General features: G+C 41.5%; 29 protein-coding genes. 17 read left to right on the top strand and 12 right to left on the bottom strand.

Annotation, left to right across the window (positions count from 1 at the left end; all coding sequences use genetic code 11):
• Positions 1-50 precede the first annotated feature (50 nt).
• Positions 51-407 carry an MmcQ/YjbR family DNA-binding protein gene (locus KXV15_RS10290; RefSeq protein ID WP_240008099.1) on the top strand — a complete coding sequence of 119 codons (357 nt, stop codon included), beginning with the start codon at positions 51-53 and terminating at the stop codon, positions 405-407.
• A 56-nt stretch (positions 408-463) separates the two neighbouring features.
• Here the strand turns inward: KXV15_RS10290 and KXV15_RS10295 are convergent, their stop codons facing one another.
• From KXV15_RS10295 to KXV15_RS10320, 6 genes are all read right to left on the bottom strand, one after another.
• Positions 464-1,261 (bottom strand): hypothetical protein, encoded by a 798-nt coding sequence (locus tag KXV15_RS10295; RefSeq protein WP_240008100.1) that lies wholly within the window; start codon positions 1,259-1,261, stop codon positions 464-466.
• An 87-nt stretch (positions 1,262-1,348) separates the two neighbouring features.
• Positions 1,349-2,107 carry an arginyltransferase gene (locus KXV15_RS10300; RefSeq protein ID WP_240008101.1) on the bottom strand — a complete coding sequence of 253 codons (759 nt, stop codon included), beginning with the start codon at positions 2,105-2,107 and terminating at the stop codon, positions 1,349-1,351.
• A gap of 60 nt (positions 2,108-2,167) precedes the next feature.
• On the bottom strand, positions 2,168-3,031 hold the full coding sequence (locus KXV15_RS10305) for a flagellar motor protein MotB (RefSeq protein ID WP_240008102.1): 864 nt from the start codon (positions 3,029-3,031) through the stop codon (positions 2,168-2,170).
• A gap of 78 nt (positions 3,032-3,109) precedes the next feature.
• Positions 3,110-3,574, bottom strand: a complete 465-nt coding sequence (locus tag KXV15_RS10310) for a hypothetical protein (RefSeq protein ID WP_240008103.1) — start codon at positions 3,572-3,574, stop codon at positions 3,110-3,112.
• Positions 3,575-3,582: 8 nt separating this feature from the next.
• Positions 3,583-4,575, bottom strand: a complete 993-nt coding sequence (gene hemB / locus KXV15_RS10315; protein ID WP_240008104.1) for a porphobilinogen synthase — start codon at positions 4,573-4,575, stop codon at positions 3,583-3,585.
• 555 nt (positions 4,576-5,130) lie between these two features.
• Positions 5,131-6,399 carry a M20/M25/M40 family metallo-hydrolase gene (locus KXV15_RS10320; protein WP_240008105.1) on the bottom strand — a complete coding sequence of 423 codons (1,269 nt, stop codon included), beginning with the start codon at positions 6,397-6,399 and terminating at the stop codon, positions 5,131-5,133.
• Positions 6,400-6,458: 59 nt separating this feature from the next.
• On the opposite strand from KXV15_RS10320, the gene KXV15_RS10325 reads away from it, so the two are divergent.
• The 5 genes from KXV15_RS10325 to KXV15_RS10345 all read left to right on the top strand — a co-directional run bounded on the left by KXV15_RS10325 (position 6,459) and on the right by KXV15_RS10345 (position 10,759).
• Positions 6,459-7,580: a glycerophosphodiester phosphodiesterase gene (locus KXV15_RS10325; protein ID WP_240008106.1), complete on the top strand. Its 1,122-nt coding sequence runs from the start codon at positions 6,459-6,461 to the stop codon at positions 7,578-7,580.
• A gap of 336 nt (positions 7,581-7,916) precedes the next feature.
• On the top strand, positions 7,917-8,474 hold the full coding sequence (locus tag KXV15_RS10330) for a MarR family winged helix-turn-helix transcriptional regulator (RefSeq protein ID WP_240008107.1): 558 nt from the start codon (positions 7,917-7,919) through the stop codon (positions 8,472-8,474).
• A gap of 287 nt (positions 8,475-8,761) precedes the next feature.
• Positions 8,762-9,982 (top strand): 5-aminolevulinate synthase, encoded by a 1,221-nt coding sequence (hemA, locus tag KXV15_RS10335; RefSeq protein ID WP_240008108.1) that lies wholly within the window; start codon positions 8,762-8,764, stop codon positions 9,980-9,982.
• Between the two features lie 43 nt (positions 9,983-10,025).
• The gene (locus KXV15_RS10340) at positions 10,026-10,211 is read left to right on the top strand and encodes a DUF6898 family protein (RefSeq protein ID WP_240008109.1); all 186 of its coding nucleotides are present in this window, start codon (positions 10,026-10,028) and stop codon (positions 10,209-10,211) included.
• Positions 10,212-10,402: 191 nt separating this feature from the next.
• The gene (locus KXV15_RS10345) at positions 10,403-10,759 is read left to right on the top strand and encodes a DUF2147 domain-containing protein (RefSeq protein ID WP_240008110.1); all 357 of its coding nucleotides are present in this window, start codon (positions 10,403-10,405) and stop codon (positions 10,757-10,759) included.
• 39 nt (positions 10,760-10,798) lie between these two features.
• Here KXV15_RS10345 and KXV15_RS10350 read toward each other — a convergent pair whose 3' ends face one another.
• Positions 10,799-11,218, bottom strand: a complete 420-nt coding sequence (locus KXV15_RS10350) for a Ros/MucR family transcriptional regulator (RefSeq protein WP_240008111.1) — start codon at positions 11,216-11,218, stop codon at positions 10,799-10,801.
• Positions 11,219-11,674: 456 nt separating this feature from the next.
• Here KXV15_RS10350 and glyA point away from each other — a divergent pair, with 456 nt between their 5' ends.
• The 11 genes from glyA (at position 11,675) to KXV15_RS10405 (ending at position 21,798) form a co-directional block, all read left to right on the top strand.
• A complete protein-coding gene (glyA, locus tag KXV15_RS10355; protein ID WP_275671605.1) occupies positions 11,675-12,964 on the top strand; it encodes a serine hydroxymethyltransferase in 1,290 nt (429 codons plus the stop codon).
• An 11-nt stretch (positions 12,965-12,975) separates the two neighbouring features.
• A complete protein-coding gene (gene nrdR / locus KXV15_RS10360) occupies positions 12,976-13,458 on the top strand; it encodes a transcriptional regulator NrdR (RefSeq protein WP_240008112.1) in 483 nt (160 codons plus the stop codon).
• Between the two features lie 16 nt (positions 13,459-13,474).
• On the top strand, positions 13,475-14,137 hold the full coding sequence (locus tag KXV15_RS10365) for a RibD family protein (RefSeq protein ID WP_240008113.1): 663 nt from the start codon (positions 13,475-13,477) through the stop codon (positions 14,135-14,137).
• Positions 14,137-14,763 carry a riboflavin synthase gene (locus KXV15_RS10370; RefSeq protein ID WP_240008114.1) on the top strand — a complete coding sequence of 209 codons (627 nt, stop codon included), beginning with the start codon at positions 14,137-14,139 and terminating at the stop codon, positions 14,761-14,763. The genes KXV15_RS10365 and KXV15_RS10370 overlap by 1 nt, the downstream gene beginning before the upstream one ends.
• Positions 14,764-14,775: 12 nt before the next feature.
• The gene (gene ribH, locus KXV15_RS10375; protein ID WP_240008115.1) at positions 14,776-15,237 is read left to right on the top strand and encodes a 6,7-dimethyl-8-ribityllumazine synthase; all 462 of its coding nucleotides are present in this window, start codon (positions 14,776-14,778) and stop codon (positions 15,235-15,237) included.
• Positions 15,237-15,746, top strand: coding sequence for a transcription antitermination factor NusB (gene nusB / locus KXV15_RS10380; protein WP_240008116.1), 510 nt, complete (start codon positions 15,237-15,239; stop codon positions 15,744-15,746). Before ribH ends, nusB begins: the two co-directional genes overlap by 1 nt.
• An 8-nt stretch (positions 15,747-15,754) precedes the next feature.
• Positions 15,755-16,714 carry a thiamine-phosphate kinase gene (gene thiL / locus KXV15_RS10385; protein WP_240008117.1) on the top strand — a complete coding sequence of 320 codons (960 nt, stop codon included), beginning with the start codon at positions 15,755-15,757 and terminating at the stop codon, positions 16,712-16,714.
• A gap of 34 nt (positions 16,715-16,748) precedes the next feature.
• Positions 16,749-17,180, top strand: a complete 432-nt coding sequence (locus KXV15_RS10390; protein WP_240008118.1) for a hypothetical protein — start codon at positions 16,749-16,751, stop codon at positions 17,178-17,180.
• A gap of 158 nt (positions 17,181-17,338) precedes the next feature.
• A complete protein-coding gene (locus KXV15_RS10395) occupies positions 17,339-19,486 on the top strand; it encodes a sodium-translocating pyrophosphatase (RefSeq protein WP_240008119.1) in 2,148 nt (715 codons plus the stop codon).
• Positions 19,487-19,789: 303 nt separating this feature from the next.
• Positions 19,790-20,932, top strand: coding sequence for an MFS transporter (locus tag KXV15_RS10400; RefSeq protein ID WP_275671606.1), 1,143 nt, complete (start codon positions 19,790-19,792; stop codon positions 20,930-20,932).
• Complete coding sequence (locus tag KXV15_RS10405; RefSeq protein WP_240008120.1) at positions 20,929-21,798, top strand: LysR substrate-binding domain-containing protein; 870 nt, start codon at positions 20,929-20,931, stop codon at positions 21,796-21,798. The genes KXV15_RS10400 and KXV15_RS10405 overlap by 4 nt, the downstream gene beginning before the upstream one ends.
• Before the next feature lie 155 nt (positions 21,799-21,953).
• Here the strand turns inward: KXV15_RS10405 and KXV15_RS10410 are convergent, their stop codons facing one another.
• The 5 genes from KXV15_RS10410 to KXV15_RS10430 form a co-directional block, all read right to left on the bottom strand.
• A complete protein-coding gene (locus KXV15_RS10410) occupies positions 21,954-22,766 on the bottom strand; it encodes a cytochrome c1 (RefSeq protein ID WP_240008121.1) in 813 nt (270 codons plus the stop codon).
• An 11-nt stretch (positions 22,767-22,777) separates the two neighbouring features.
• A complete protein-coding gene (locus KXV15_RS10415; RefSeq protein WP_240008122.1) occupies positions 22,778-24,076 on the bottom strand; it encodes a cytochrome b in 1,299 nt (432 codons plus the stop codon).
• 5 nt (positions 24,077-24,081) lie between these two features.
• A complete protein-coding gene (gene petA / locus KXV15_RS10420) occupies positions 24,082-24,651 on the bottom strand; it encodes a ubiquinol-cytochrome c reductase iron-sulfur subunit (RefSeq protein ID WP_240008123.1) in 570 nt (189 codons plus the stop codon).
• 390 nt (positions 24,652-25,041) lie between these two features.
• Positions 25,042-25,338: a winged helix-turn-helix domain-containing protein gene (locus KXV15_RS10425; protein WP_240008124.1), complete on the bottom strand. Its 297-nt coding sequence runs from the start codon at positions 25,336-25,338 to the stop codon at positions 25,042-25,044.
• On the bottom strand, positions 25,338-26,063 hold the full coding sequence (locus KXV15_RS10430; RefSeq protein WP_240008125.1) for a hypothetical protein: 726 nt from the start codon (positions 26,061-26,063) through the stop codon (positions 25,338-25,340). The genes KXV15_RS10425 and KXV15_RS10430 overlap by 1 nt, the downstream gene beginning before the upstream one ends.
• Positions 26,064-26,140 lie beyond the last annotated feature (77 nt).

A 26,140-nucleotide genomic window follows, 5' to 3' on the forward strand; every position in this document is an offset into this window, starting at 1 on the left:
TGTCAAATTAAATCGATTGATAAAAACCTATTGCATGATATTTTATAAAGATGGTTACATTAAACGATATACGTCAATTTTTATTGTCTTTGCCCGATGTTTCGGAAGGGATGTCGTGGGACAGTGTTTCGTTCAAAGTGAATAAAAAAATAATCTTGTTTTGGAATGCAAAATACGATTCCCCAGTTTTTAGTTTTGCGCCAGAAGAAAATGAATTCCTGCTTGAGGCAGATAGCGACACATTTTTTACCACCGACCATCACCGTAAATTCAATTGTATATTGGCGCGCCCAGAAATGCTTGATTTATCGTGGGCTAAGGTGAAACTATATGAAAAATGGCGGCGCCTTGTTTCCAAAAAGACTTTGAAACAATTTGATTTGGATTATCCAAATTATAGTGCTTAAATACAAAAAAACCGCCAAATTGCTTTGGCGGTTTTTTAATTTGGTGGGTTTCAAAATTAGAATACAGTATTAAGGCGAACCGCGATTGGAATTGTAACCTGACCCTTAACGTCATTGGTTCCGCAAACGCCGTAAGTACAATTATTCGCGCTATTTTTCTTAAGCGGTGAATTATATCGTACACCAACTTCTGCCGCTAGTTCCATGCTATCAGATAAGGTATATGATGCACCCAAATCAGCGCCGGCAGTATAGGTTACGCCATCATCAAATAGCTTCATTTTGCCAAGTGAGTTTGCGCCCGCTTTCATATCAACTGAAACTTCTTTGGTGTAAACCACGCCGCCATGAACCGCGTAATATGGCTTGATTGGGTTTTTAACCCAATTACCACCAAACCACTGACGCCAGCCAAGTTCGAGCATATACTGTTCAAGATCGTTAGCGCTTCCGGTTAGGTTGGTATCGCAAACACCACTTGCCGCAACGCTTACTAAACAACCCATTTGCACATTATCTTTGGCAGAGGCATTGGTATAACCAATCGAGCCAAATACTTCGGTAAGGTTTGAAAGCGCATAGCGAACTTCGAATGATGTATGAATATTGGTTTTATACATATCATCATATTTACGACCGCGCATTTGTACGATGCTTGAAGTATATGCCGCATTATATGCACTTAGGTCGGTGGCGGTTCCGATGCCGTCATTAACGACAGTACCTTGGGCGCTTACTTCTGTGCCGATTGATGATGAAAAAATCCAAGGCGATGAATAGCCGTCTGCCATTGCATTGGTTGCAATTGCCGCGCTGCTGATTATTGCAAGTGTAACTAAATTCTTTAGTCGCATTAAAACCCCCGTAAATAAAGGAAACTTCTTTTACGGAATCAGTATTTGCTGATTTGGTTAATAAATATTAACCATGTTTGAGATTTGTTAAATCTTGCCCCAACCTTGTAGTCCCAATGCCTCAAGTGGTTTAAAGCGGGCTTTGTATTCCATTTTATCACAGCCATCGATTAGATAGCCAAGATAAACATATGGCTTGCGCGCAATGCGGGTTTGGATAATTTGATCAAGGATTATAAAGCTGCCCAAAGATTGTTTCTTATAGTCTGGGTCGAAAAATGAATAAACCAGTGAACGACCATCGCTTAATTCATCAATCAAGCAGCAGGCAATTAATTGCCCTTTTTTACCCATTTCACAATCGGCGGCAAGGCGATAGTCATAAACCCTTGTGCTTTCGACACATTCCTCAAGCATAGCGATAAAATCATCGCCATTCATGCCTGACATACCTTGGTTAAGGTGACGGGTGTCAAGATATTTGGTTAGAAGTTCATAGCGTTCTTCGGTTGCGATAGGCAGACACTCAGTGGCAACAAGCATTTTGTTTTTTTCGATAATGCGTCGCCACTTTTTATCAAAAACAAAATCATTCGCGATTACACGAACCGAAACGCATTTCGAGCACATGTCACAAGATGGACGATAAGCAATATTTTGCGAGCGCCTGAAACCCGCATGGGTAAGCGCTTCATTAAGGGCATTGGCATTAAGGTCGTTTAATGTCGTAAAAATCTTACGCTCCAACCTGTCGCCAAGATAGGGACATATTTGGGGCGTGGTAAGATAAAATTTAATATTCGTTCCGGCGCCAATGCCAAAAAAACTATTCTCACCTGTGGTCATTCTATGCTTCTTTTTGACAGCATATTACGCATTAAACGCATAAGAAATCAATATATTATTTTATAGTGATGGGTTACCCGGCAATGGCGGTGATGCTCGTTTTAATACGATGGCAATGCGGCGGTTTGCAGGTTGGTACGGATCATCTGGAAACAATGGCTCTGTACCCGCTTTGCCAGCGATTTGTGAAACGCGCTCATCAGGAATGCCTGTCGATTCTAAAACCCTGCGGGCGGCGTTGGCGCGTGCAGTTGAAATTTCCCAATTTGAATTATTAGGGTCATTATTAGGGGAGGCATCAGTATGACCATAAATAATAATCTGGTTTGGCAATTGCATAATTACCCGTGATGCGGCGCGTAGCAAAACCTTGGCGCGGTCATTTGGTTCGGTTGAGCCTGGTTCAAACATTGGGCGGCCTTCTTGGTCAACCAATTGAATGCGCAGACCTTCTTTGGTTTGGTCAACAATAATATTGTTTGAAAGCTGTGCCAGCTCTGGTAAATCTTGTAATGCTTGGCGCAGTGAAATTTCCGCTTGCTGGAAATCAGCGCTTTCTTGTTGTGATGCCTCGGAATCTTCACCAGTTGAGCCAGAGGTTTCACCATTGGCATTAGGTGTTGCCTTGTCATCAGTCACAGCTGTTGAACCTTGTTGCATTGCGCCCGATTCACCAAGCGCAGTACCCGCAAGAATACCACCGGCGCCAGATGTTGTAGCCGAAAGTGAAGCAGGGGCAAAATAATCGGCGATACCGCGTTTTTGCTCAGGTGAAGTTGTGTTAATCAACCACATCAAAAGGAAGAAAGCCATCATCGCGGTCACAAAGTCGGCATACGCAACTTTCCACGCGCCACCATGGTGACCGCCCGCAACCTTTTTAACCTTTTTGATAATAATCGGTCGATTACTATTTGCTGACATATTAATTCCCTGAATTATGGGCAATATGCAATGAATTAGTTAAGTTTAGGTTTTTAAAACCCACTTTTGCAGCAAAAATTAATCAAGCTCTGTTTGTGCGATTGCAACTTCGTTACCGTTTGCTTCGATTTTGCAAAGAACCAAAACCTGTTTTCCGGTAATTGGTGTCATAATTCTTATGATATGTTGTTTATTATCATCATACCACATCGGGTTTTTGCCATTAAATACGGTTGCATTAAAACCTTCGCCAAATACCTCAATCGGGCCATCATTACCATTGCGAATTATGATGTAATCATAGGTGCTTGAGGTATTTACTGGCTTTAACCTGATGCCAACTTCCCAAACCCTGACACAAGTATTCCGCGTGTTGGACCATGTATAACCCGCAGAGGCTTTGCAGCCATGCGCATCACTATCACCGCCAACAATTGGCCCGCCAATGTTTGGTTGTTGTTCCATTGGTTTTGCCGCCTCGATATTTGGGCTTTGACAGCCAGATAAAATAATTGCACTGGTTAAAAAGATGATTTTCTTCATGTAAAACCTTACGCACCAAGTCTTTTTGCGGCCTCAATAGCCCAATAAGTTATAATGCCATCTGCACCCGCACGTTTAAAGCATTGTAATGCCTCCATGCGCACGCGTTCACCATCAAGCCAGCCATTGGCAATCGCCGCCTCCAACATTGCGTATTCACCTGAAACTTGGAATGCAAAAGTTGGCATTTTGAATTCGTCTTTAATGCGGCGTAAAACATCAATATAAGGCAAGCCAGGTTTTACCAAAAGCATATCTGCGCCTTCTTCAATGTCCATTGCCACTTCTATCAATGCCTCATCACTATTAAGTGGATCCATTTGATAGGTCTTTTTATCGCCCTTTAAGGCACCTTTTGAACCAACGGCATCACGATAAGGACCATAGAAGCCAGACGCATATTTTGCGGCATAGGCCATGATTTTGGTGTTGATAAAATCATTCTCTTCTAATGCTTGGCGGATTGCACCAATACGGCCATCACACATATCGGATGGGCCAACCACATCCACACCGGCCTCGGCTTGGGCTAGTGCCTGTTTAACCAATGCCTCGGTGGTTTCGTCATTAAGCATGTATCCGGTTTCATCAATTAAACCGTCATGACCGTGTGAGGTATAGGTATCGAGTGCGACATCGCACATAACCCCAATATTTGGCACTTTTGCCTTAACTTCGGCGATGAATTGCGGGATAAGCCCATCTGGATTGAATGCCTCTGTTCCCAATTCATCTTTTTTTGCGGGATTAATGTGTGGGAAAACCGAAATCATAGGAATGCCCAAATCAGCCGCGATTTTTGCCTGTTCAACCGCACCTTTTAATGAATGGCGGGATATGCCCGGCATTGATGGAATTGGTTGTGGTGCATCTTCCCCATCATGTACAATCAACGAAAGGATTAAATCATCCCGCGTTAAGGTTTTTTCACGCACCAAACGGCGTGACCAATCTTGTGAACGTGTACGACGAGGGCGAAAATCAGGGAAGTATTGGGTCATATAAATTGCCTTTTAAAGATAAAGTGCGATTAGAACTTTTGTTGCCCGACCGCAACTTTTTTTATGATATGTCAACATAAATTTATAATCCAAATTTGCCCCCAAATTGTGTAATTCAAACCATACAATCATTTTGCCTATAATTTTAAGCGTTTTTAACAATTTGTAACAATGCATATTTTAAGCTAAATCATTATTAATCAATGCATTATGTTTATTTCGTGACCTTTTTTATGCGATCCGCCAAAATGTTGACATTTGTTGACATCCACCAAATTTAACACCGCCAAAAAACCTGACATTTCCTGATATACCAAAACCGCACTAATTAATTCAGCCAAACTAACTACGCATGAATATTAATGGCATTTATTCAGGTGGGGATAGATGGATTAAGGATTTGCCACCTCTGTCACGATAAATCGTGACAGCTCCCCCGTAAACAGGGGATCATGGGCGCAATTTTTGTCCTCCCCTGCGTTAGCGGGGGAGGTGGCTGCGAAGCAAGTTGGAGGGGGCTGCTTCACCCTTGTGGGGAAGCAGAAAGGCATTATTTTAATTCGCGTTCAAAACCACAATTGCCAGATTTGCCGCAATTGCCTTTAAGTTCTTTTCTTTTTCAATCACCAAATATTCGTCTGGTGAGTGGGCATTAAAGCTTTCGATACCTGAACCAAGGGTAAGGGCAGGGATGCCCAATGACATTGGCACGTTGGAATCGGTTGAACTTGCCGAAGTGGTAAGCGGATAACCAAATTTTTTATAAACACCTTCGGTGATTTTGAAAATTTCGGTATCGTGTGCGGTTTTACCAACCGGCCTTTCACCAATTATATTGGCCTTGTATGAAATTTCGCCCTTGCGAGTGCTGCGTTTTGAATTTTCATTCTCTACCGCCTTGGGAAGGACGGAAACAAAATAATCATCAAGTTGTTTAAGATCATCAGCAGAGGCCGAGCGCATATCAACCGTCATTGAAACTTTGAATGGGATTGAGTTAACCGATGTGCCACCTTCGACAATGCCGACATTATATGTGGTTTGGTTTTTTAACTCATTGGGATATTCGGTAAATTTGGTAATTGCGTCCGCCATTGCATAGGCCGGGCTAACGATGCCAAAATCGCCGAACGAATGGCCACCCGGGCCATTGAAATCAACTTTATAGCGTTTTGAACCAATGCCCGCATCGGTAATATCGCCCGCGGCACCGGGTTCAAGCGAAATAAAGGATTTGATTTTCCCTTTATATTTTCCCTCATTAAATAGGTATTTTGTGCCGCGCAAATTGCCAGGGCCTTCTTCGCCAACATTGCCGACAAAAAGAATATCGTATTGGGTTTGAATACCACTGGCCTTGATTGCCTTGATTAATGATACCATTACCGCAAGGCTTACGGTATCGTCACCAATGCCGGGGGCCTTGTATTTATTGCCATCAATTTTTACCTTAACATCAGTACCGGCAGGGAAAACCGTATCAAGGTGGGCGGCAACCACCAAAACCTTGTCATGTTTTTTGCCTTTATAAAGCCCCATAACATTACCAACCGCATCGGTTTCAACATCTTCTAGGCCGGCGCTTTGCAAAAGCGTTTGGAAATATTTACCACGTTCAGTTTCTTTAAATGGCGGCGCAGGAATTTCTGTTAAATTGATGGTTTCTTTTACAATATTGTCAAAATCTTCTGCCAAATATTTGGTAGCTTCGCCGAATTGTTTTGATGCCAAGAATTTGTTTGAATTGCTTGATTGTGCAAATGCCGCCCCCGATACAAGGCTGGCACAGGTTACGCCAAGTAGAAATGATGATATGGTTTTCATTTATTATCCATTCGTTTATTAATTATAAAATGTTGTAACATTCTCGAAAAGAATTCAATATGAAACTTACAAAAAGACAGTTAATTACGCATTCTTTGGCGATTGTTGCAATGGCGGGCGTTAACGATGCCGCAAAAGCAGATGGGGGAAGTAAAGTGGTGCAAAAAATCAATTATAAAAAACCAATTATCATTGCACACCGTGGTGCATCTGGTTATCGCCCCGAACATACGATTGCGTCTTATGAATTGGCAATTAAAATGGGCGCCGATTTTATCGAGCCTGATTTGGTTTTTACTAAAGATGGTCACTTAATTTGCCGCCACGAAAACAATATTAGCGACACCACAGATGTTGCCGAAAAACCCGAATTTGCAAATCGTAAAACCTCAAAAACTATTGATGGTGAAAAGCTAACAGGTTGGTTCACCGAAGATTTCACCCTTGCAGAAATCAAGACATTGCGTTGCAAAGAAAGATTACCGCAATTGCGCCCGCAAAACACAAAATATGACGGGCAGTTTGCAATCCCAACCTTTGAAGAAATTTTGGAGCTTCGTGAAAAAGCATCAAATGAAAATGGGCGCGAAATTGGCGTTTACCCTGAAACCAAGCATCCATCATATTTTTTAACCCAGAATCTTGATTTTGATGAACCCTTATTATCGCTTATCGATAAGTTTGGATTAAATAGCGCCGATGCACCAATCTTTATCCAAAGCTTTGAGGTTGAGAATTTAAAACGCCTTGGCAAAAAGACAAAGGTAAAACTAATCCAGCTTATGTCCGCAGAGGGTGGGCCGTGGGATAACCAAAGCGGTTTCACAACAACTTATCACCAAATGATTTCCCCTGATGGTCTAAAAGAAATTGCCACCTATGCCTATGGTATTGGTCCTGAAAAAACCATGATTATCCCGCGTGATAAAAATAATAAATCATTGCCGCCAACAACATTGGTTGCCGATTGCCACGAACTTGGAATTAAACTTCATCCATGGACATTCCGCGCCGAAAACTACTTCCTTGCCGATGAATTGCACCAAGGTAGCAGCCTTTCACCACTATATTTGCGCCATCACGGTGATTTAGTGACCGAAATTAAGCAATTTTTGGATGTGGGAATTGATGGTTTCTTCTGCGATTTTGCAGATATTGCAGTAAAAGCAGTAAACGGGTGAATAAATATAATAAAATTATTCACTTATCGAAAAAATTTGCTTCAAAATTTATTAAAATTTGTACCGAATTGAAACATAGTTAATGGCAATTTGGCCTAAAGGTTAATGCGCCCCTTAACGCTTGTTGTGTTTGTTGGTGGTTTTATAGTGCTTGTTCGATATCTAGTGCATTGAAAATAAACGTATTATTGCAAAAGTAACCGGTGGGTAAGGATTTATTTATCATTCATAAAAACTATGCTTAGTCAAAGGTTAATGCCCCTTTAAATAGATTTTAGACATTTTTTGCTAGAACAATGAAATAATAAATGTCGAAGAAATTGACAGGGGTATAAAATGGGTGTGGTAAAATCTTTGGGGGCAACCCCTATTAAGAGCGAGGTTCTCTTAAGCGACTATATCGGCGGACACGAAGTTAAAAAAACCGATGCGGTTGAACAAGTTTCTACTTATAAAGAATCGCTTGCGTTGGTTGAACGTTTGCATAGACAGCTTTTGGACGTTGTAAAAGACGAACTTGACCGTTCTGGTCATGAGGAATTAACCCCAGTACAAGCGCTATTGATTTATAATATTGGTGCGGATGAATGGTCTGCGGGCGAGTTGCGCGCAAAAGGTTGCTATCTTGGTTCAAACGTTTCTTACAATCTTAAAAAATTGCACGAACTTAATTATGTCGAAAGCAAAAAATCAAATCACGACAAACGCCAATTAAAATTACGTCTAACACAAAATGGCCATGCAGTTCGTGAACAGCTTGAGGTTATGTTTAACCGTCAGGCGAATACAGTAACACCGGTGGGGGGCATCGATGCGGATTCGCTTAGCGCATCCAACAAAACTTTACTTCGATTGGAACGTTTCTGGTCTGATCAGGTAAAATTCAAACTTTAAAGATATTTAATGTTTACACCGATGCGGCAATCTTTTCTGGTTGCCGGATTGCAAAAATAATAAAATAAACTTAAAACCCTCGTGATGAACGGGGGTTTTCGTTTTTTTAGCTTGCTTTAGGTCTGTTATTTGGCAAATTTGGTGCAAATTAGCCTTTATTTACAGAGCTGCATTGCGCTAAAGCTTTAACCTGCGACATTTTGCGTCAAGGTAATTTCTTTTCATTGTTATTATATGCTAAAGAAATGTTGAATTAGCGGGGAGGGGGACCGTAGTCCCCATGAGGTATGGATTATAACAACGCTTTTGCAAATGCTGTTTCTGAAATCAAAGATGAAGGACGGTATCGCGTTTTCACCAATATCAGACGTTATAAAGGTAATTTCCCACACGCGCGTTATTATACGGACGCGGGCGTAAAGGATATTATCGTTTGGTGTTCAAATGATTATTTGGGTCAGGGCCAGAATGATGAGGTTCTTGATGCAATGCGTGAGGCGCTTGATGATGTTGGCTCTGGTGCCGGCGGAACCCGCAATATTTCTGGTAACACCTATTACCATACTATGTTAGAACGTGAACTTGCGGACCTTCACCAAAAAGAAGCTGCATTGTTGTTTACATCTGGTTATGTTTCAAATGATGCGACCTTGGCAACAATTGCCCGCATTCTTCCTGGCTGTATTATTTTCTCTGATGAATCAAATCATGCTTCAATGATTGAAGGTATTCGTCGTTCTGGCTGTGAAAAACGTATTTTCCGCCATAATGATGTTGCGCATTTGCGTTCATTGCTTGAAAAAGCGCCGCAATCTGCACCTAAATTGATTGCGTTTGAAAGCGTTTATTCAATGGATGGCGACATGTCGCCAATGAAAGAATTCTTGGATCTTGCGGATGAGTTCAACGCAATGACCTATCTTGATGAGGTTCATGCCGTTGGTATGTATGGCGAACACGGTGCCGGCGTTGCCGAGCGTGATGGCCTTATGCACCGCTTTGATATTATTGAAGGCACAATGGGAAAGGCGTTTGGCGTGATGGGGGGCTATATCACTGCCAACGCCACCATTATTGATGCTATTCGTTCTCTTGCGCCAGGTTTCATCTTTACAACTTCACTTGCACCAGTTCTGGCTGCGGGCGTTTTGAAAAGCGTGCAAATCTTGAAATCTGAAAAAGGTCGTGAGCTTCGCGCACAGCACCAACGTCAGGCACAATATTTAAAAGATGCGTTCCGCAATGCGGGTCTTCCGATTATGGAAACTTCAACCAGCCATATCGTGCCACTTTTTGTTGGCGATGCGGTTAAATGTAAACAGCTTTCTGATTTGTTGCTTGAAGAATATGATATTTATGTGCAGCCGATTAATTTCCCAACCGTTCCACGCGGTACGGAAAGATTGCGCTTTACCCCAACCCCACTTCACACTGATGAATTGTGCGATGAGTTGGTTCGCAAAGTATCAGAAGCCTTTGGTCGTTTGAAAATTGCCAAGGCGGCTTAAATAATTCTTTTTAATAAGAAATATCTATGTTAAGCTCGCGTCTATGAATGATAGGCGCGAGTTTTATTTTGAATTTGTGAACATTGGTAATTATACCCAAGTTCGGGCGGTCGATTCTTTGACTGGTCTTGAGGTTGCGGTAACGACTCCTGCGAATACTGCACGTGGGCACCAGATGGAACTTGCCAAAAGAAAATTACTTATGATGCTCGAAAAACGGGGCGTTTAATACCATAAAAGGTGTGACGATTTGCCGTGTTTAAAAAGCAATATTTACGCATCCTAATAATAGAATATTCTTGTAACATTTGCTAAAAAATTACCAAGCCTTCTGCCTATTTGAAGACTGTTCAATGCATGGCTAAGAGAGATTTTCACGTTTCGGCAAACCTTGGCCATTGCTTTAATGGAGGTTTGACTATGAGAAAAATGCTTATCCCCGCAGCAGCTATTTTATTATTCGCCATTCCGGCAATCGCAGGTGATGAAACCGGAAATTGGAAGCGTCCTAATGGCGACATTGTCGAGGTAAAAGTTGTAAATAATGGCTTATTTTGCAAAATTACCAAAGGCAAAAAGGTCGGCTTTGAAATGTGCCACGGTATGAAAACCACCGGCCCAAATGTATGGAAAGGAAAGGGCATGAAGCACCCTTCAATGCCTGGCTTCATGACATTTAATGGAACGGTCACAATAAATCAGAGCAAACTTGAAATAAAAGGATGCGTTGCCGGAGACGGTGTCTGCGACAAGGAAGTTTGGTCCAAAGTAAATTAGGAAATAAAAAAGGGTGGCAATGCCACCCTTTTTTGAATATTATTTGCCGCGAACACCGCGCCCAAGGCCAATCTTCTTGGCAAAGTTTGAACGTTTTTCAGCATAGTTTGGTGCAACCATTGGATAATCAGCAGGCAAACCCCAACGCTTGCGATAATCTTCTGGGCTAAGGCCATAGTTTGAACGTAGGTAACGTTTCAACATTTTAAGCTTTTTACCATCTTCAAGGCAGATAATGTAATCGTCTGTAACAGATTTATTGATGCTTATTGCCGGTTTTAACTTATCACCACTTTTATCGCTTTCGACATCTAATTCGCTGCTAAGCGCTTTTTTAACTGATGCGATAAGCGTAGGAATGGCATCCATTGAAACAGGATTTGCGCCGACATATGCGGCAACGATGGTCGTCGTCATGTCCAACAATTCCAGTTTCTGGTTTGTTTTAGTTTCTGTCATATTTCCCTCAACAAAATACACGATAGATTTGGAGGAAGTCCAAATCCATTAACCCCATAAATATGAAAAAATCTTATCTAATTATATTTCTGTTCTTGAACGCAGCATACAATAAAAAAATTGCACACCCACATATTTTGTGTTGCGACAAAGATAAGCTTCTCTATTTGACTTGAATGACTAAGACATAAATAAGTTACCAACAAGTATAATTATCAGTTAAATATTTAATATATTAATCAATTCGTTAATCGAGGCGGAATGTAAAACAAATTTTTATTCTGTAAATAGGGTAATTAGAAAAAGTTTGCAAAAAACAATGAAAAACGAAAATAAATCTTGTTTATTCTGGCTATAACGCTATTAGAGGGGCGATTTGTATCAAAGGCTGCGTGCCTTTTACATGGTTCTGAGAGGGTTTTCACGAATCCACGTTAATTTCAGGGGATAGTTAAATTGTCATCATATATTTCAGACGAACTGAACGGTTTTTTCTCTGCGGATCTTGCGCAAAGAGATAAGGATATTTTCACAGCAATCGAACAAGAGGCACACCGCCAACAAGAAGGTATCGAGCTGATTGCATCTGAAAATATTGTTTCAAAAGCAGTTTTAGAGGCTCAAGGCTCGGTTCTTACTAATAAATATGCTGAAGGCTATCCGGGTAAACGCTATTATGGCGGTTGCGAATGTGTTGATATTGTTGAAAATATTGCCATCGAACGTGCAAAGCAATTGTTCAATGCCCAATATGCAAACGTACAGCCGCATTCAGGTTCACAAGCAAACCAATCTGTATTCATGTCGCTATTAAAACCTGGTGATACTTTTATGGGGCTTGATTTGGCGGCCGGTGGTCACCTTACCCACGGTTCAAAAGTTAACCAGTCTGGTAAATGGTTTAATGTTGTTTCTTATGGTGTTCGTGAAGATAATCATTTGATTGATTATGACAAAGTTCTTGAGACCGCAAAAGAAGCAAAACCAAAACTTATTATTGCTGGTGGTTCTGCATATCCTCGTACAATTGATTTCAAAAAATTCCGTGAGATTGCCGATGAAGTTGGCGCTTTCTTCATGGTTGATATGGCACACTTTGCTGGTCTTGTTGCCGGTGGTGCGCATGCCAACCCGCTTGAATATGCACATGTTGTAACCACAACAACCCACAAAACCCTTCGTGGTCCACGTGGCGGTATGGTGCTTTCAAATGATTTAGATATTGGCAAGAAAATCAATTCTGCAATCTTCCCAGGTATCCAAGGTGGTCCATTGATGCACGTAATTGCCGCCAAAGCAGTCGCATTTGGTGAAGCGTTGCAGCCATCATTCAAAACCTATGCTAAAAATGTGGTTGAAAATGCGGCAATCCTTGCGTCAACCATCAAAGAAGGTGGCTATGATTTGGTTTCCGGTGGCACCGATACCCACGTTGTTTTGGTTGACTTGCGCCCTAAATCACTAACTGGTCGTGATGCTGAAAACGCGCTTGGTCGTGTAAATCTAACTTGTAACAAAAATGGTGTGCCGTTTGATTCTGCGCCGCCAACTGTTACATCTGGTATTCGTTTGGGTTCTCCTGCTGGTACTTCGCGTGGGCTTGGTAAAGATGAGTTTAAATTCATCGGTCAAAAAATCGTTGAAGTGTTAGATGGCTTGGTAAATTCACCAGAAGGTGATAAAGCTATTGAAGCGAAAGTTAAGCAGGAAGTTGAGGCACTTTGCCAAAAATTCCCAATCTATTGATAGGATAAAAATTGCATTGTCCGTTTTGTAAATGCACTGATACAATCGTTAAAGATAGCCGCCCCACAGAAGACGGGGCGGCAATAAGACGGCGCCGACAGTGTCCGGAGTGTGATGCCCGTTTCACAACGTTTGAACGCGTGCAAATGCGCGAATTAAAAGTTATCAAACGTGATGGAACCAAAGAAGTCTTTTCCTATGACAAGCTTCATAAATCATTGTCGATTGCCCTTAGAAAACGTGAAATTTCTGATGAAACCCTCGACAAGCTGATTAATTCCATTAGCCGTGAACTTGAAAAAACTGGCGAGAGTGAGTTTTCAACTACGGTTGTGGGCGAATATGTCATGAAGGCATTGGCGCAAACCGATCCTGTTGGTTATGTGCGTTATGCTTCGGTATATCGTGATTTTTCTAAACCAGAAGATTTTAATCGTTTTATTGAAGATGAATTGAAACACGTCCTTGAACAGGATAAAACGCCTGCAAAATAATTAAATTGGCTAAATAATGCGCCCAAAAATTTATCTTAAACTGGCGACGTCACTTGACGGTAAAATTGCGCTTAAAAACGGGCAAAGCAAATGGATTACCAATGAAAAATCGCGTGCCGATGTGCAAACATTGCGTGCAAATTCCGATGGTATTATTTGCGGAATTGGAACGGTTTTAAAAGACAATCCCAATCTTAATATACGTGGGGTTGATTGTTTGCCTGCAAAAATGCCGGCGCGAATTATTTTTGATTCCAAACTTCAGACACCAAATGACTATAATATTGTAAATCAAGCCATTGGCGGAAAAACAATTATTTTCTTTGACAAAGATATTGCACAGAATGGCGAAAATCGATTTGGGGATAATGTGCAGCTTTATGGTATTGGGTGTGACGAATATGGGTTATCAATCCCACAAGCATTAGAAATTTTGGGTAATTTGGGGTTACGAAAACTAATGCTTGAAACTGGCGGCAGGCTTGCGGCAAGTTTTTTAAAACAATGCTTGGTTGATTATATATATTGGTTTTTTGCGCCGAAAATTATTGGCGGTGATGGGGTTGATGTTTTTGCCAATTTAGGTTTTGAAAACCTTGAACAAGTTATAAAATTGACGCAAATAAAACAAATTGAATTAGACGGCGACTTGTTGCGCGTTTTTGAGGTTAAGAAATAGTGTTTACCGGAATTATTGTTGCCCAAGGCGAATTAAAAAATATCGAAAATCTTGAAGGCGATAGGATTTTTACTTTTAATGGTGAAATCCCATTGTCTGCCTTAACGCTTGGGGCATCGGTTTGCCATAATGGAACTTGTCTAACCATCATTGAGGCCGGGCAGGTAAGTGGCGCCCAAAATTATTGGAAAGTGCAAATTTCCGGTGAAACCATTGCCAAAACCACTTTGGGCGATTGGAAAATTGGTGACAAAGTCAATCTTGAACCAAGTTTGAAAATCGGCGATGAATTAGGTGGCCATATTGTTTCGGGCCATGTTGATGGTGTTGGCTATATCGAAAGCATAACAAATGATGCCGAAAGCCATGTTATTATTGCCTCTGCCCCCAAAGAATTAATGCCATTGATTGCCAAAAAGGGATCCATTGCATTTGATGGTATTTCGCTTACGGTAAATGATGTAAGTGATACTAATTTTACATTAAACATAATACCGCATACTTGGGCGGTAACAAATATGTCGCAATCTTTTATTGGCAGAAAAATCAACCTAGAAATTGACCCTCTGGCACGATATGTTGATAGATGGTTGAGCTTTGGTAACAAAAGCAATAAAGACAAGTGAAAGGTTTAAATTATGTCCAAAGACCCACTAAATATCTTACTTGTTGTTGGTGATTATTATCGCCATATTGCGGATGAACTAATTGCTGGTGCCTCTGAAGTTATCAAGGCGTATGGCTCTAATTTTGATATTGTCCGCGCCCCTGGGGTTTTGGAAATTCCTGCTATTATTGCGGCGGCGGAGCGTTCGGGCCATAAACCAACCGGCAGAAACTTTGACGGCTATGTTGCTTTGGGCTGCGTTATTCGTGGTGAAACATCGCATTATGTCCATGTTTGTACCGAAAGTGCGCGCGCAATTATGGATATGACGGTGCAGGGTTTGGCAATCGGTAATGGTATCTTGACCGTTGAGAATGAGGCACAAGCCTTGGCACGTGCATCACGCACTCAAAAGAACAAAGGTAAAGAGGCGGCGGTTGCGGCGATAACCGTTATTGAAATTAAAAAACGTCTTGATAAAGGGGGCGTTTAATGACTTCTAAGCCAGTAGTTTCAAAATCAATTCAGGCATTACGCGGCGCACGTCTTGCGGCGGTTCAGGCACTTTATCAAATAGAGTTGACTGCAAAACCCGTTGATTATGTGGTGCGCGAATTTAACGAATACCGTATTTCAGATCGCTATGATTTGGATGATGGTGACGAAAGCGGTGACGCACCACTTTTTGCCAATCGCGAATTCTTTGGCAAACTTGTAAAAAGCGCGTCTGAAGATTTGATTATGCTTGATGCGCAGATTGAAAAGCGTCTTGCCAAAGATTGGACGCTTGAACGTATTGATCCGATTGCCCGTTCTGTATTGCGTACTGCGGTATATGAATTGATGAATTATTTGAATATTCCGGTTGCGGTTATCATCAATGAATATGTATCAATCATTGCGTCTTTTGGCGATGGAAAAAATGCCGGTTTTGTTAATGGGATTTTGGAAAAAATCGCTAATGAAACGGGGGCAGCAAGCGCCCGTGAGCAACAAGCATAATTTGAAAAATGGATGAATTTGTAATCATCGCCGAAATCCTTAAGCCTTTAAGTGGCGGGGATGAAAACGCCATTGGTTTCACCGACGATATTGCAATTTTACCGACATTTGAAAAGCCTGCAATCTATACAACCGACACAATTGTTGAAGGCACACATTTCCTTACAAGTGATGCCCAGCAGGATGTTGGCTATAAACTAATTATGGTCAATGTTTCAGACATTATTGCCAAAGGGGCCACGCCACGTGCCGGCTTTCTAAACCTTTGCTTGCCACGACAAATGGATGATTTCGCCATTAAATCACTGGTGAAAGGCATTGCCGAAGCCAAGGCATTATATGGCGATTTCCCAATCATCGGCGGTGATACCACGGTAACCAATGGTAATATGGTGCTTACGCTATCGCTAATTGGTGAAGCCATTGGTGAAAAGCCAATTTTGCGAAATGGCGCACAAATTGGTGATGATATCTATGTAACAGGTGTTATTGGCGATGCAAAAATTGGTCTTGATTGCCTTTTGGGCAATCTAAACCCTGATAATTATCCCAAATGTATTGAACATTATAAACGCCCAAAGGTGCAGCCAATTCACGCCGCAAACCTAATCGCGCAATATGCCAATGCGGCAATGGATGTGTCAGACGGTCTTTTGGGTGATTTGCAAAAAATGCTTGGCGCTTTGGGTGCGGAATTAATTCTTGAACAAATCCCATATTCAAAAGAGGCGGATCAATACGCAATATGTTTGAAATCAATGTTGGAACTAATTAGTTTTGGCGATGATTATCAAATTTTATTTACCTCACCTGTGGAAAATGAAGTGGCTATTTTAAAATCTGATTTGAAAATTTCAAAAATCGGCAAAATTACGCAAAGTGGCGGCCTTAAATTGCTATCAAATGGCAAAGAAATTGATTTTGAACGAAATAATCTGTCTTTTTCACATAAAATTGGTGATTTTTAAGAATTTTATTTACTTTATAACGTAAAATAATCTTATGGGACACGAAATTTCAAAACGCAACTTTATCACATTATCTGCAATTGCCGCATTGGGCAGTATGTTACCTAGTGTAACTTTTGCAGAAGAGAAAAAAGAAGGGGTCATGTCGAACCCCTTAACCGTTGAAATTCCTGGTGTCGTTGTTCCTATTGCCAATGGCCGTCGTCTTGCAAATTATGTATTTATGACAATTGTCGTTACCTCTGCCGATGATAGGGGGGCAAATATTTTGCGAAATAATATGATGTTGGTCAAAGATGCGATTGTACGCGAAGCATCGCGAAATCCGATTCCGCTTCGCAATCCGAGTAATTATTTCGACAAAGCCGATTTTAGTAGAAAATTTTTGCCAGCAGTTGGCGGTGCATTAATTGGCGTCAAAGTGACGCGGATTGATGTATTAGACGTGCAATTTATGAAGCGCTAGCCGAAAATCCTTATAAATCAAGCAATTTATTATCAGCTACACTAATGTAATCAGTGTAGTTAGTGAATGTATGCAATTGCAAAATTAAAAAAAACGTGAAAGAGTTACCTCGCTGGGAGCAAAAAAATTATAATATGTATCAAAAGTGAGGAGATAAAATGGGTGCAAATGTCACTGGGGTGATTGCTGCGATTGCTGCCGGCATCGTGGCGATTGTATATGGGTTTGTCACAATCCAATCTGTATTAAAAAAGAGTGCGGGTTCCGAGCGTATGCAGGAAATTGCCGCAGCAATTCAAGAAGGCGCAAATGCCTACCTTAACCGTCAATATACTACAATCGGTGTGGTTGGTGTTGTATTGGCAATTGTTCTATTTGTTTTATTCGGGCCGCTAACTGCGGTCGGTTTTGTTTTAGGGGCAGTGTTATCTGGTCTTGCTGGTTATATCGGCATGCTGGTTTCAGTTCGCGCCAATGTCAGAACCGCCGAAGCATCACGTCACAGCCTAGCAGGTGGTCTTGACCTTGCGTTCAAATCCGGCGCTGTTACCGGTATGTTGGTGGCTGGTCTCGCACTTTTGGGCGTTTCTTCTTATTTCTATATCCTAGTTTCTGTATTGAAAAACGAAGTGACATCACGGGTTGTTGTTGATTCATTGGTTGCCCTAAGCTTTGGTGCATCTTTGATTTCAATTTTTGCCCGTCTTGGCGGTGGTATCTTTACCAAAGGCGCTGACGTTGGCGGCGACATGGTTGGTAAAGTTGAAGCCGGTATTCCAGAAGATGACCCTCGTAACCCTGCGACAATTGCTGATAACGTTGGTGACAACGTTGGTGACTGTGCGGGTATGGCGGCCGACCTTTTTGAAACCTATGCGGTAACTTTGGTGGCAACTATGGTTTTGGCATCAATCTTCTTCCGCGAAGCTGGTGCAGATGTCATGATGGCATTGCCACTTGGCATCGGGGCGATGGCGATTGTTACCTCTATTATCGGTACATTCTTTGTGAAACTTGGTAAAAGCGGTAACATTATGGGTGCACTTTACAAAGGTTTGATTGCGGCGGGCGTATTGTCGGCAATCGGTCTTTATTTTGTTGCCCAATATATGGTTCCAACCGCGCTTACCACTTCTGACGGTCATTCCGTTGGTGCAACACAAATCTTCTTGTCTGGTATGGTTGGTCTTATCGTTACTGCGGCAATTGTTTGGATTACCGAATATTATACTGGTACTGAATATGCGCCGGTTAAATCAGTGGCACAGGCATCAATTTCTGGTCACGGTACAAACGTAATCCAAGGCTTGGCGGTTTCTATGGAATCAACCGCACTTCCTGCGCTTGTTATTGTTGCTGGTATGATTGCGACCTTTACTATTGCTGGTCTATTTGGTGTGGCGATTGCAACCACAACCATGCTTTCGGTTGCGGGTATTATCGTTGCCTTGGACGCATTTGGTCCAGTAACTGATAATGCGGGCGGCATTGCCGAAATGTCTGAATTGCCTCCAGAAGTTCGTAAAACTACTGACGCGCTTGATGCGGTTGGTAACACTACTAAGGCGGTTACCAAAGGCTATGCAATTGGTTCTGCGGGTCTTGGTGCATTAGTGTTGTTTGCGGCATATACCGCAGATATTCGCCACTTTGCGGAAAACCCACAACAGTTCAAATTCTTTGACGGTGTTGTGGTTGACGGTATGTTTGACCTTTCAAGCCCTTATGTGGTTGCGGGTCTTCTAATCGGTGGTTTGTTACCATATTTGTTTGGTGGTTGGTCTATGACTGCTGTGGGTCGTGCTGCGGGCGCGGTGGTAGAAGAAGTTCGCCGCCAGTTCAAAGAAATCCCTGGCATTATGGAGCGTAAAGCAAAACCTGATTATGGTCGCGCTGTGGACATTCTTACCAAAGCGGCAATCCGTGAAATGATTGTTCCGTCATTGCTTCCAGTGCTTTCGCCAATCGTTCTTTTCTTTGCAATTAATACAATTGCGGGCAAAGAAAATGCGCTTGCTGCGGTTGGTGCAATGTTGCTTGGTGTTATCGTTACCGGCTTGTTCGTGGCGATTTCAATGACATCTGGCGGTGGTGCATGGGATAACGCCAAAAAATCTTTTGAAGACGGTTTCATTGATAAAGATGGTAATAAACACATGAAAGGTTCAGAAGCCCATAAAGCATCTGTAACCGGCGATACTGTTGGCGACCCGTACAAAGATACTGCGGGCCCTGCGGTTAACCCAATGATCAAAATCACCAACATTGTGGCATTGCTATTGTTGGCGGTTCTTGCGCATCATTAGAACTTAAAACCCCACCCTCGCATTACTCCGTAATGCTCACTCAGGGTTTTAGGAAATTAGGAAAATAAAAATCGAAAAGCGTGGTTTCCGATTTTTATTTACATATCAATTAGAAAGCCCCCGATTTGTCGGGGGCTTTTTTGTATTGGGGGGAATATTGTTGAGAAAAACTCAACAATCGCTACCTGAAAACTCGCTTATTATTGTTTTGCATTTGGCTTAACAGCGTCCGGTTTTTTGGAGGTTGTTTTGGTTATATTTAAGTTACCATTTAGGCATTTGGTCATTTCGCTTTTTTTAGGCTTGGCACAGACAATTGCATTCGGGACGTCTTTATATCTTTTGACGGTCTTTGGGGCTTATATTGCGCGGGATTTGGCTTTGCCGTTGTCGCTTGTGTCGTTTGGGATGACTTTTGGGGTTTTATGTGGTGCGTTGATTTACCCCCATGTTGGGCGTTTAATTAATCATGGACGCGGGCGGCAAATATTGGTTTTTAGCGCACTTTCATTTGCGTTTGGATTAATCATAATTGCGAATAGTCATTCGGCGACAATATATATCATTGGTTGGGGTTTTATGGGCTGTGCAATGGCTTCTGGGCTTTATGATGCAGTCTTTAGCCAATTGGGCTTGATCTTTGGCAAAGATGCACGCCCGATGATTTCACTAATCGCGTTATGCGGCGGGTTTGCCAGCACGATTTTTTGGATAATAAGCGGGCATTTTGTTCGTTCAATTGGTTGGCGAGAAGCGTGTTTAATATATGCGGCATTGCATATTTTTATAAGTCTGCCGATTTATCTTTTCATTCTGCCGACTGGTAAATGGCATGAGATTCACGGGCAAAAACCTACCCAATTGGTACTTGATATTAATACCAAGCAAAAACTTATGATTATTACTTCACTTTTCATGTGTGAAACATTGGTTGCCGCCATTATTGGGGTGCATATTGTTAATATGCTTTCAGGGCAGGGGATTGGGGTTAATATTGCTGTGGCAATGGCGGCAATAATTGGACCTTCCCAAGTTGCAGGACGTTTTATCGAGCTAAACATTGGTCATAAAATCCGCCCAATCACTAGCGTATCAGCAGCATTGATTTTGATTATTATTGGCTTGGTGTTGATTGGAATTAATCCGCAAAATGCACTTTGGTATTTAATGATTTATGGTGCTGGGATTGGGGTTTTATCTATTGCGCGCGGCACATTACCGCTAGAGACTTTTGACGCCAAAATCTATCCTTTGCTTATGGGTAAAATGGCGCGCCCAATTGCAATTACCCAGGCATTTGCACCAACAATTGGTGCATTGCTTGTGGCACGTTTCGATTTGATAAGTATGTTATTGATTTTGTGCTTTATTGTTGCCCTATCATTGGCAGCATCAATCTATTTACGCTATATAAAAGAAGATATTGAAGCGAAAGAAACCATATGAAACGCCAAAAAATCCCATCCTTAAATGCGCTGCGTGCCTTTGAGGCTTTGTTCAGAACCGGAAGCGTTCACGCGGCGGCGGATGATTTGGGGGTTACGGCGGGTGCAATAAGCAAACAATTATCAACGCTTTCGGAAGCAATGGAGAATAGACTTTATAATATATCTGGTCGCGATATTGTATTGACCCCATATGGCAAGCAATTGGGTGCGGCATTAAAAGGGGCTTTTGATTCTATCGAAAGTGCAATCTATGCAGGGAAGGGCGGTAATGTTCTTAATGTCTCTTGCCTTGGCACATTTGCGCTTAAATGGCTTATCCCACGTTTACCAAAATTCTATGCCTCACATGGCGGTGTAAGCGTGAATATTCTTGAAGCGTACGAACAGGTTGATTTTAAAAGCCATAAATATGATATTGCCATTCGTATGACCGGCTCAAAAGGGCTTGAAGGATATAGGGTCACACCTTTTTTGCGATATAGTTTCGGGGTTTTAATGTCGCCCAATCTATCGGGTGACATTAAAGAACCCGCAGATATTATGCGCTTGCCCAAGATTTCTTATAAAACCTATGACGATTCATGGAAAAATTGGCAAAAAGCAATGGGTCTTGATGAGGTTATGGAGGAACAATATTTTGAATTTGACCATACCTCGACTGCGATTTCGGCGGCAGTGGCGGGGATTGGCGCGGTAATAAGCTCATCAATTCTAACCCGGGCGGAACTTACGGCGGGTGAATTAATCGCCCCCTTTGGCTTTATCTCGTCTGGGCAAAGCTATGCAATAATTGAACCCACAAATAAAACCCGCACATCATTGCAAGCAGCCTTTATTGATTGGCTATTAGAAGAAGGCAAATAACCCAATAACCCTCAATAAAAAGCCCCTCAAAAGAGGGGCTTTTCTAGTTTATATGTAAATAAAAATCGGAAACCACGCTTTTCGATTTTTATTTTCCTAATTCATCCAACTTGCTGAGTGAGGCACGAAGTGCCGAAGGTGGCAAGTTGAGTTCTTTAGTGTTTCACATTTCTCCAAACCGCTTGGTAAGACATCCAAGTGAAAATGGTCATGATGAACAAGAACAACAAGGTTGCGATACCAGCAGATTTACGTTCTGTCTGATGCGGGTCACCTGCCCAAGTCAAGAATGCAGCAACGTCTTTTGCTTCTTGATCTGCGGTTGCTTTAACGCCTTTATTTTCAGGGGTATCAGCATAGGTCACAAGATCGTCAACGATTTGTTTTGGCATACCAATAATACCGCCCGCGATATATGGGTTATATGATTTACCCTCAGGGATAACCAAATCGTGTGGAGGTGTATGGTCATAACCAAGCATCAATGAATAAACATAGTTTGCGCCGCCGTGACGTGCTTTGGTGATTACAGACAAGTCAGGTGGCAATGCGCCGCCGTTTGCTTGTTTTGCATCATAGTCGCTTGCAAATGGTGCAACAAATTTGTCCGCAGGAATGCCCGGACGGTCAACAGGTGCGCCGTTCGCGTCAACGTCTTTAATGGTGTAACCTTTTGCAATTGCTTTGATTACAGGGTTATCATTTGGGTTTGGATATTTAGGGTCGTAATAAGGACCATACTTATCGCCCAAATTGCGGTAATGCAATTGGTTCATAGAGTGGCAAGAAGAGCAAACTTCTTTATAAATCTGGAAACCACGTTGCAATTGCGCACGGTCAAAACGACCGAATGGACCATTATAAGAACCACCGGCATCCATAAGCTTTGCCGCACCGGTGTTCGCAAATGCGGTACCCGCACTAAGGGCAGCAAATGCTATAACAACTGAAGTAATTATTTTACGCATATCTATCACCCTTAGTTTTGAACAACGCCAACAATATTTGGATTCGGCTCTTCACCTTTTGGTGCGTCTGCAATTGAATCCGCAATTGATGCAGGAGGAGTTTTTGGTTTTTCAATCTTGCTAAGAACCGGAAGAATTACCAAGAAATACAAGAAGTAATAAACAAGACCGATTTTAGACAACCAAGTCCAAGGAGCTTGTGCAGGCATCGCGCCGCAAATTCCTAGGAAAATGAAGTTTGCAATCCAGATGAACCAGAAAATACGTGCCAATGGACGGTAGCGCATTGATTTGATTTTAGAGCTGTCTAGCACAGGAAGTGCCAACCAAACCAAAATCGCACCAAGCATTGCAATAACGCCGCCAAGCTTAGCAGTGAAAATGCCAGGGATGATATCAAAGTCAACCGCACGCAAGATTGCATAGAATGGCAACAAATACCATTCAGGAACGATGTGCGCAGGTGTAACCTGATTATTCGCAGGAATATAGTTATCTGGGTGGTTCAAAGCTTCTGGAGCAAAGAACACGAATGCAAAGTAAACCATAAGGAATACCAAAATCGCGAATGCGTCTTTGATAGTGTAATATGGGTGGAATGGAAGGGTTTCTTTTTCCACGTCTTTAACTTCAACACCAGTTGGGTTGTTGTTGCCAGGTACGTGCAATGCCCAAATGTGAAGAACAACCACACCCAAAATTACGAATGGTAATAAATAGTGTAGTGACAAGAAGCGGTTCAAGGTTGGTTGATCAACCGCAAAACCACCAAGCAACCAATTGTGAATGCTTTCACCGACAAAAGGAATTGCCGAAGTTAGGTTGGTGATAACGGTCGCACCCCAGAAAGACATTTGTCCCCAAGGAAGAACGTAACCCATGAATGCAGTCATAACCATCAAAAGATAGATGATAACGCCAAGGCCCCACAATACTTCACGAGGCTCTTTATATGAACCATAGTAAAGACCACGGAAAATGTGCAAGTAAACTGCAAGGAAGAAGAATGAAGCACCAGACATGTGCATATAGCGGATTAACCAGCCATAATTAACATCACGCATAATGTGTGCAATTGACATAAATGCACGGTCAGTAGCAGGGATGTAGTGCATCACAAGGACGATACCGGTTACAATCTGAATCCCAAGGAAAATTGCAAGAACTGCACCAAAAGTCCACCAATAGTTAAGGTTCTTTGGTGTTGGGAAATCAATCATTGTATCATAGGCAAAGCGCACAAGAGGAAGACGTTTGTCAATCCATTTTTCAAAGCCGCTTTGCGGAACATATTTAGAAGGACCGCTCATATTAATTATCCAATCTTCACAATTGTATCAGATGTATAAAGGTACGGAGGAATCACAAGATTTTTCGGTGCAGGACCCTTACGGATACGACCAGCTGTATCATATTGTGAACCGTGGCAAGGGCAGAACCAGCCGCCGTACTCGCCCAAGTAACCAGACTCATTAACCCCAACTGGAATACAGCCAAGGTGGGTACAAGCAGCAAGCATGATTAGATATTCTTCTTTGCCCACTTTACCGTTAGACTGTGTGATGCGCTTTGCATCAGTTTCAGGATCTTTAAGGTCTGTGGCTTTATCATCTTTTTTTGCCTGCGCAATTTCAGCAGCAGTTCTATGACGGATGAACATTGGTTGACCGCGCCATAAAATCTTTGCCTGTGAACCCTCAGGAACAGCAGTAAGATCAAATTCGATTGAAGACAATGCCAAAGTATCGGCAGAAGGATTCATTTGGTGAATTAAAGGCCATGCCGCCATAGCCGCACCGCCCAAAGCAACCGCACCAGATGCCAAATGTAAAGCATCGCGGCGATTTACAAGACCTTCGTCTTTAGTTGTGGTGTTATCTGACAATTCAAAACACTCCAAAAGCACTTAATAATTAATAAGTAACAAGTTTAACTATCTAAAAAATAAATAGTCGAGACAAAATAGGCGGAATTTATGCGCCCCCATCGCTAATGTTTCGCTTAGCCTTGTCTTTAAAAGGATTCAAGGGTTTTAAGAGAATAAGATGTTACATTTTGTCCTACTTTAGCATTAATTTGCAGCAGAAAATTCATACCACCAATTAACCAATTGTGAAAAACGCAAATAAAACAATTGATTATGTAATTTTGCTAAAAATATAAGGTTTTTTGAAATTTAAAGTGGGATGAAAGGTCGCACCACAAATGTCGCAATTTTTTTTCGCCATAAGTGGCGGGAATCAAGGCAATCTCAAAATATTAGATAGTAATAATATCACCTATTGATGAGAGATTTTAAACTATCAATATATTCGATGAATGCCTGCTTGCCATTTTCTGTCAAAATCACTTTTGTATTAGGTTTTTTGCCCTTGAAAGATTTTTCAATTTTCAAATAGCCAGCGGCTTCAAGTTTTGTGATTTGTACTGATAAATTACCATCCGTTGCCTCTAGCTCACGTTTTAAAACCCCAAAATCCGCACTTCCAGCCGTAGATAAATAGGCCATTATCCCAAGCCGAAGGCGGGAATGGATAAGGTCGTTTATTTGTGAGATGTTGAACTCGGTCATTACTCACTCAAAGATGATGATTTTTGAAGCATGGCAAAGAAAATTGCAGGTATAAGTAGTAACATCACAATTATACTTAGCTCACCTACAAAGTATCCTTGCAAAAACACTAAATTATGTGCGTAAAATGGGGCAAGAATTAAACCAATAAAGCCGAATAACATAATAATTTTTTTTCGAGCTAATGAACCACTAATCCACCAACCTAAGGAAAGAACGAGAATTAATTGTATATTACTGTAAGGAGAAAGAATGGTATTAAATATTCCCACATAATTTAAAGGTCCGATTTCCCAATCTTTAATTTTCTCTAGAAGCTTGCCGTTTGAAACTCCGTTAGCGAATGCAAGTTCACAAATTTGATTGGAAATCCAAAACAGAAAAATGCCTGACCAAATTCCTTGAAAGCCTCTTTTAGATATTCTTGTTATCCATTTTCTGGGAATTAATGAAATTGCCCAAACGAAGGCATACCCAGAGGTGCATATCCAAATAATAGACCCTAACAGTTCAAAAAATAGAGATATATTTCGGTGTGGTTGTAGTTCTTTGTATTTATTAATATAAAAATTTCCGCCTAATGCAAAGGTAAATCCAATTATTAATAAAATAGCGAAAAATGCGATTTTTTTATACTCACCTTTAGAAGGCTTTTCTCCACCTTCTGCTAAAGCTTTAATGTATTCAATATCAGATTTTAAACTTTGTTTTTCATCATTTTCCATTACAGCCTCTTATTATTCTTATAATAAAGAACTTTTGAAATTAATTTTACCCTTAGCTTTAATTTATGCTGCCGATA

Origin of the sequence: Pseudaquidulcibacter saccharophilus (genome assembly GCF_019455445.1) — a bacterium.
Lineage (GTDB): Bacteria > Pseudomonadota > Alphaproteobacteria > Caulobacterales > Aquidulcibacteraceae > Pseudaquidulcibacter > Pseudaquidulcibacter saccharophilus.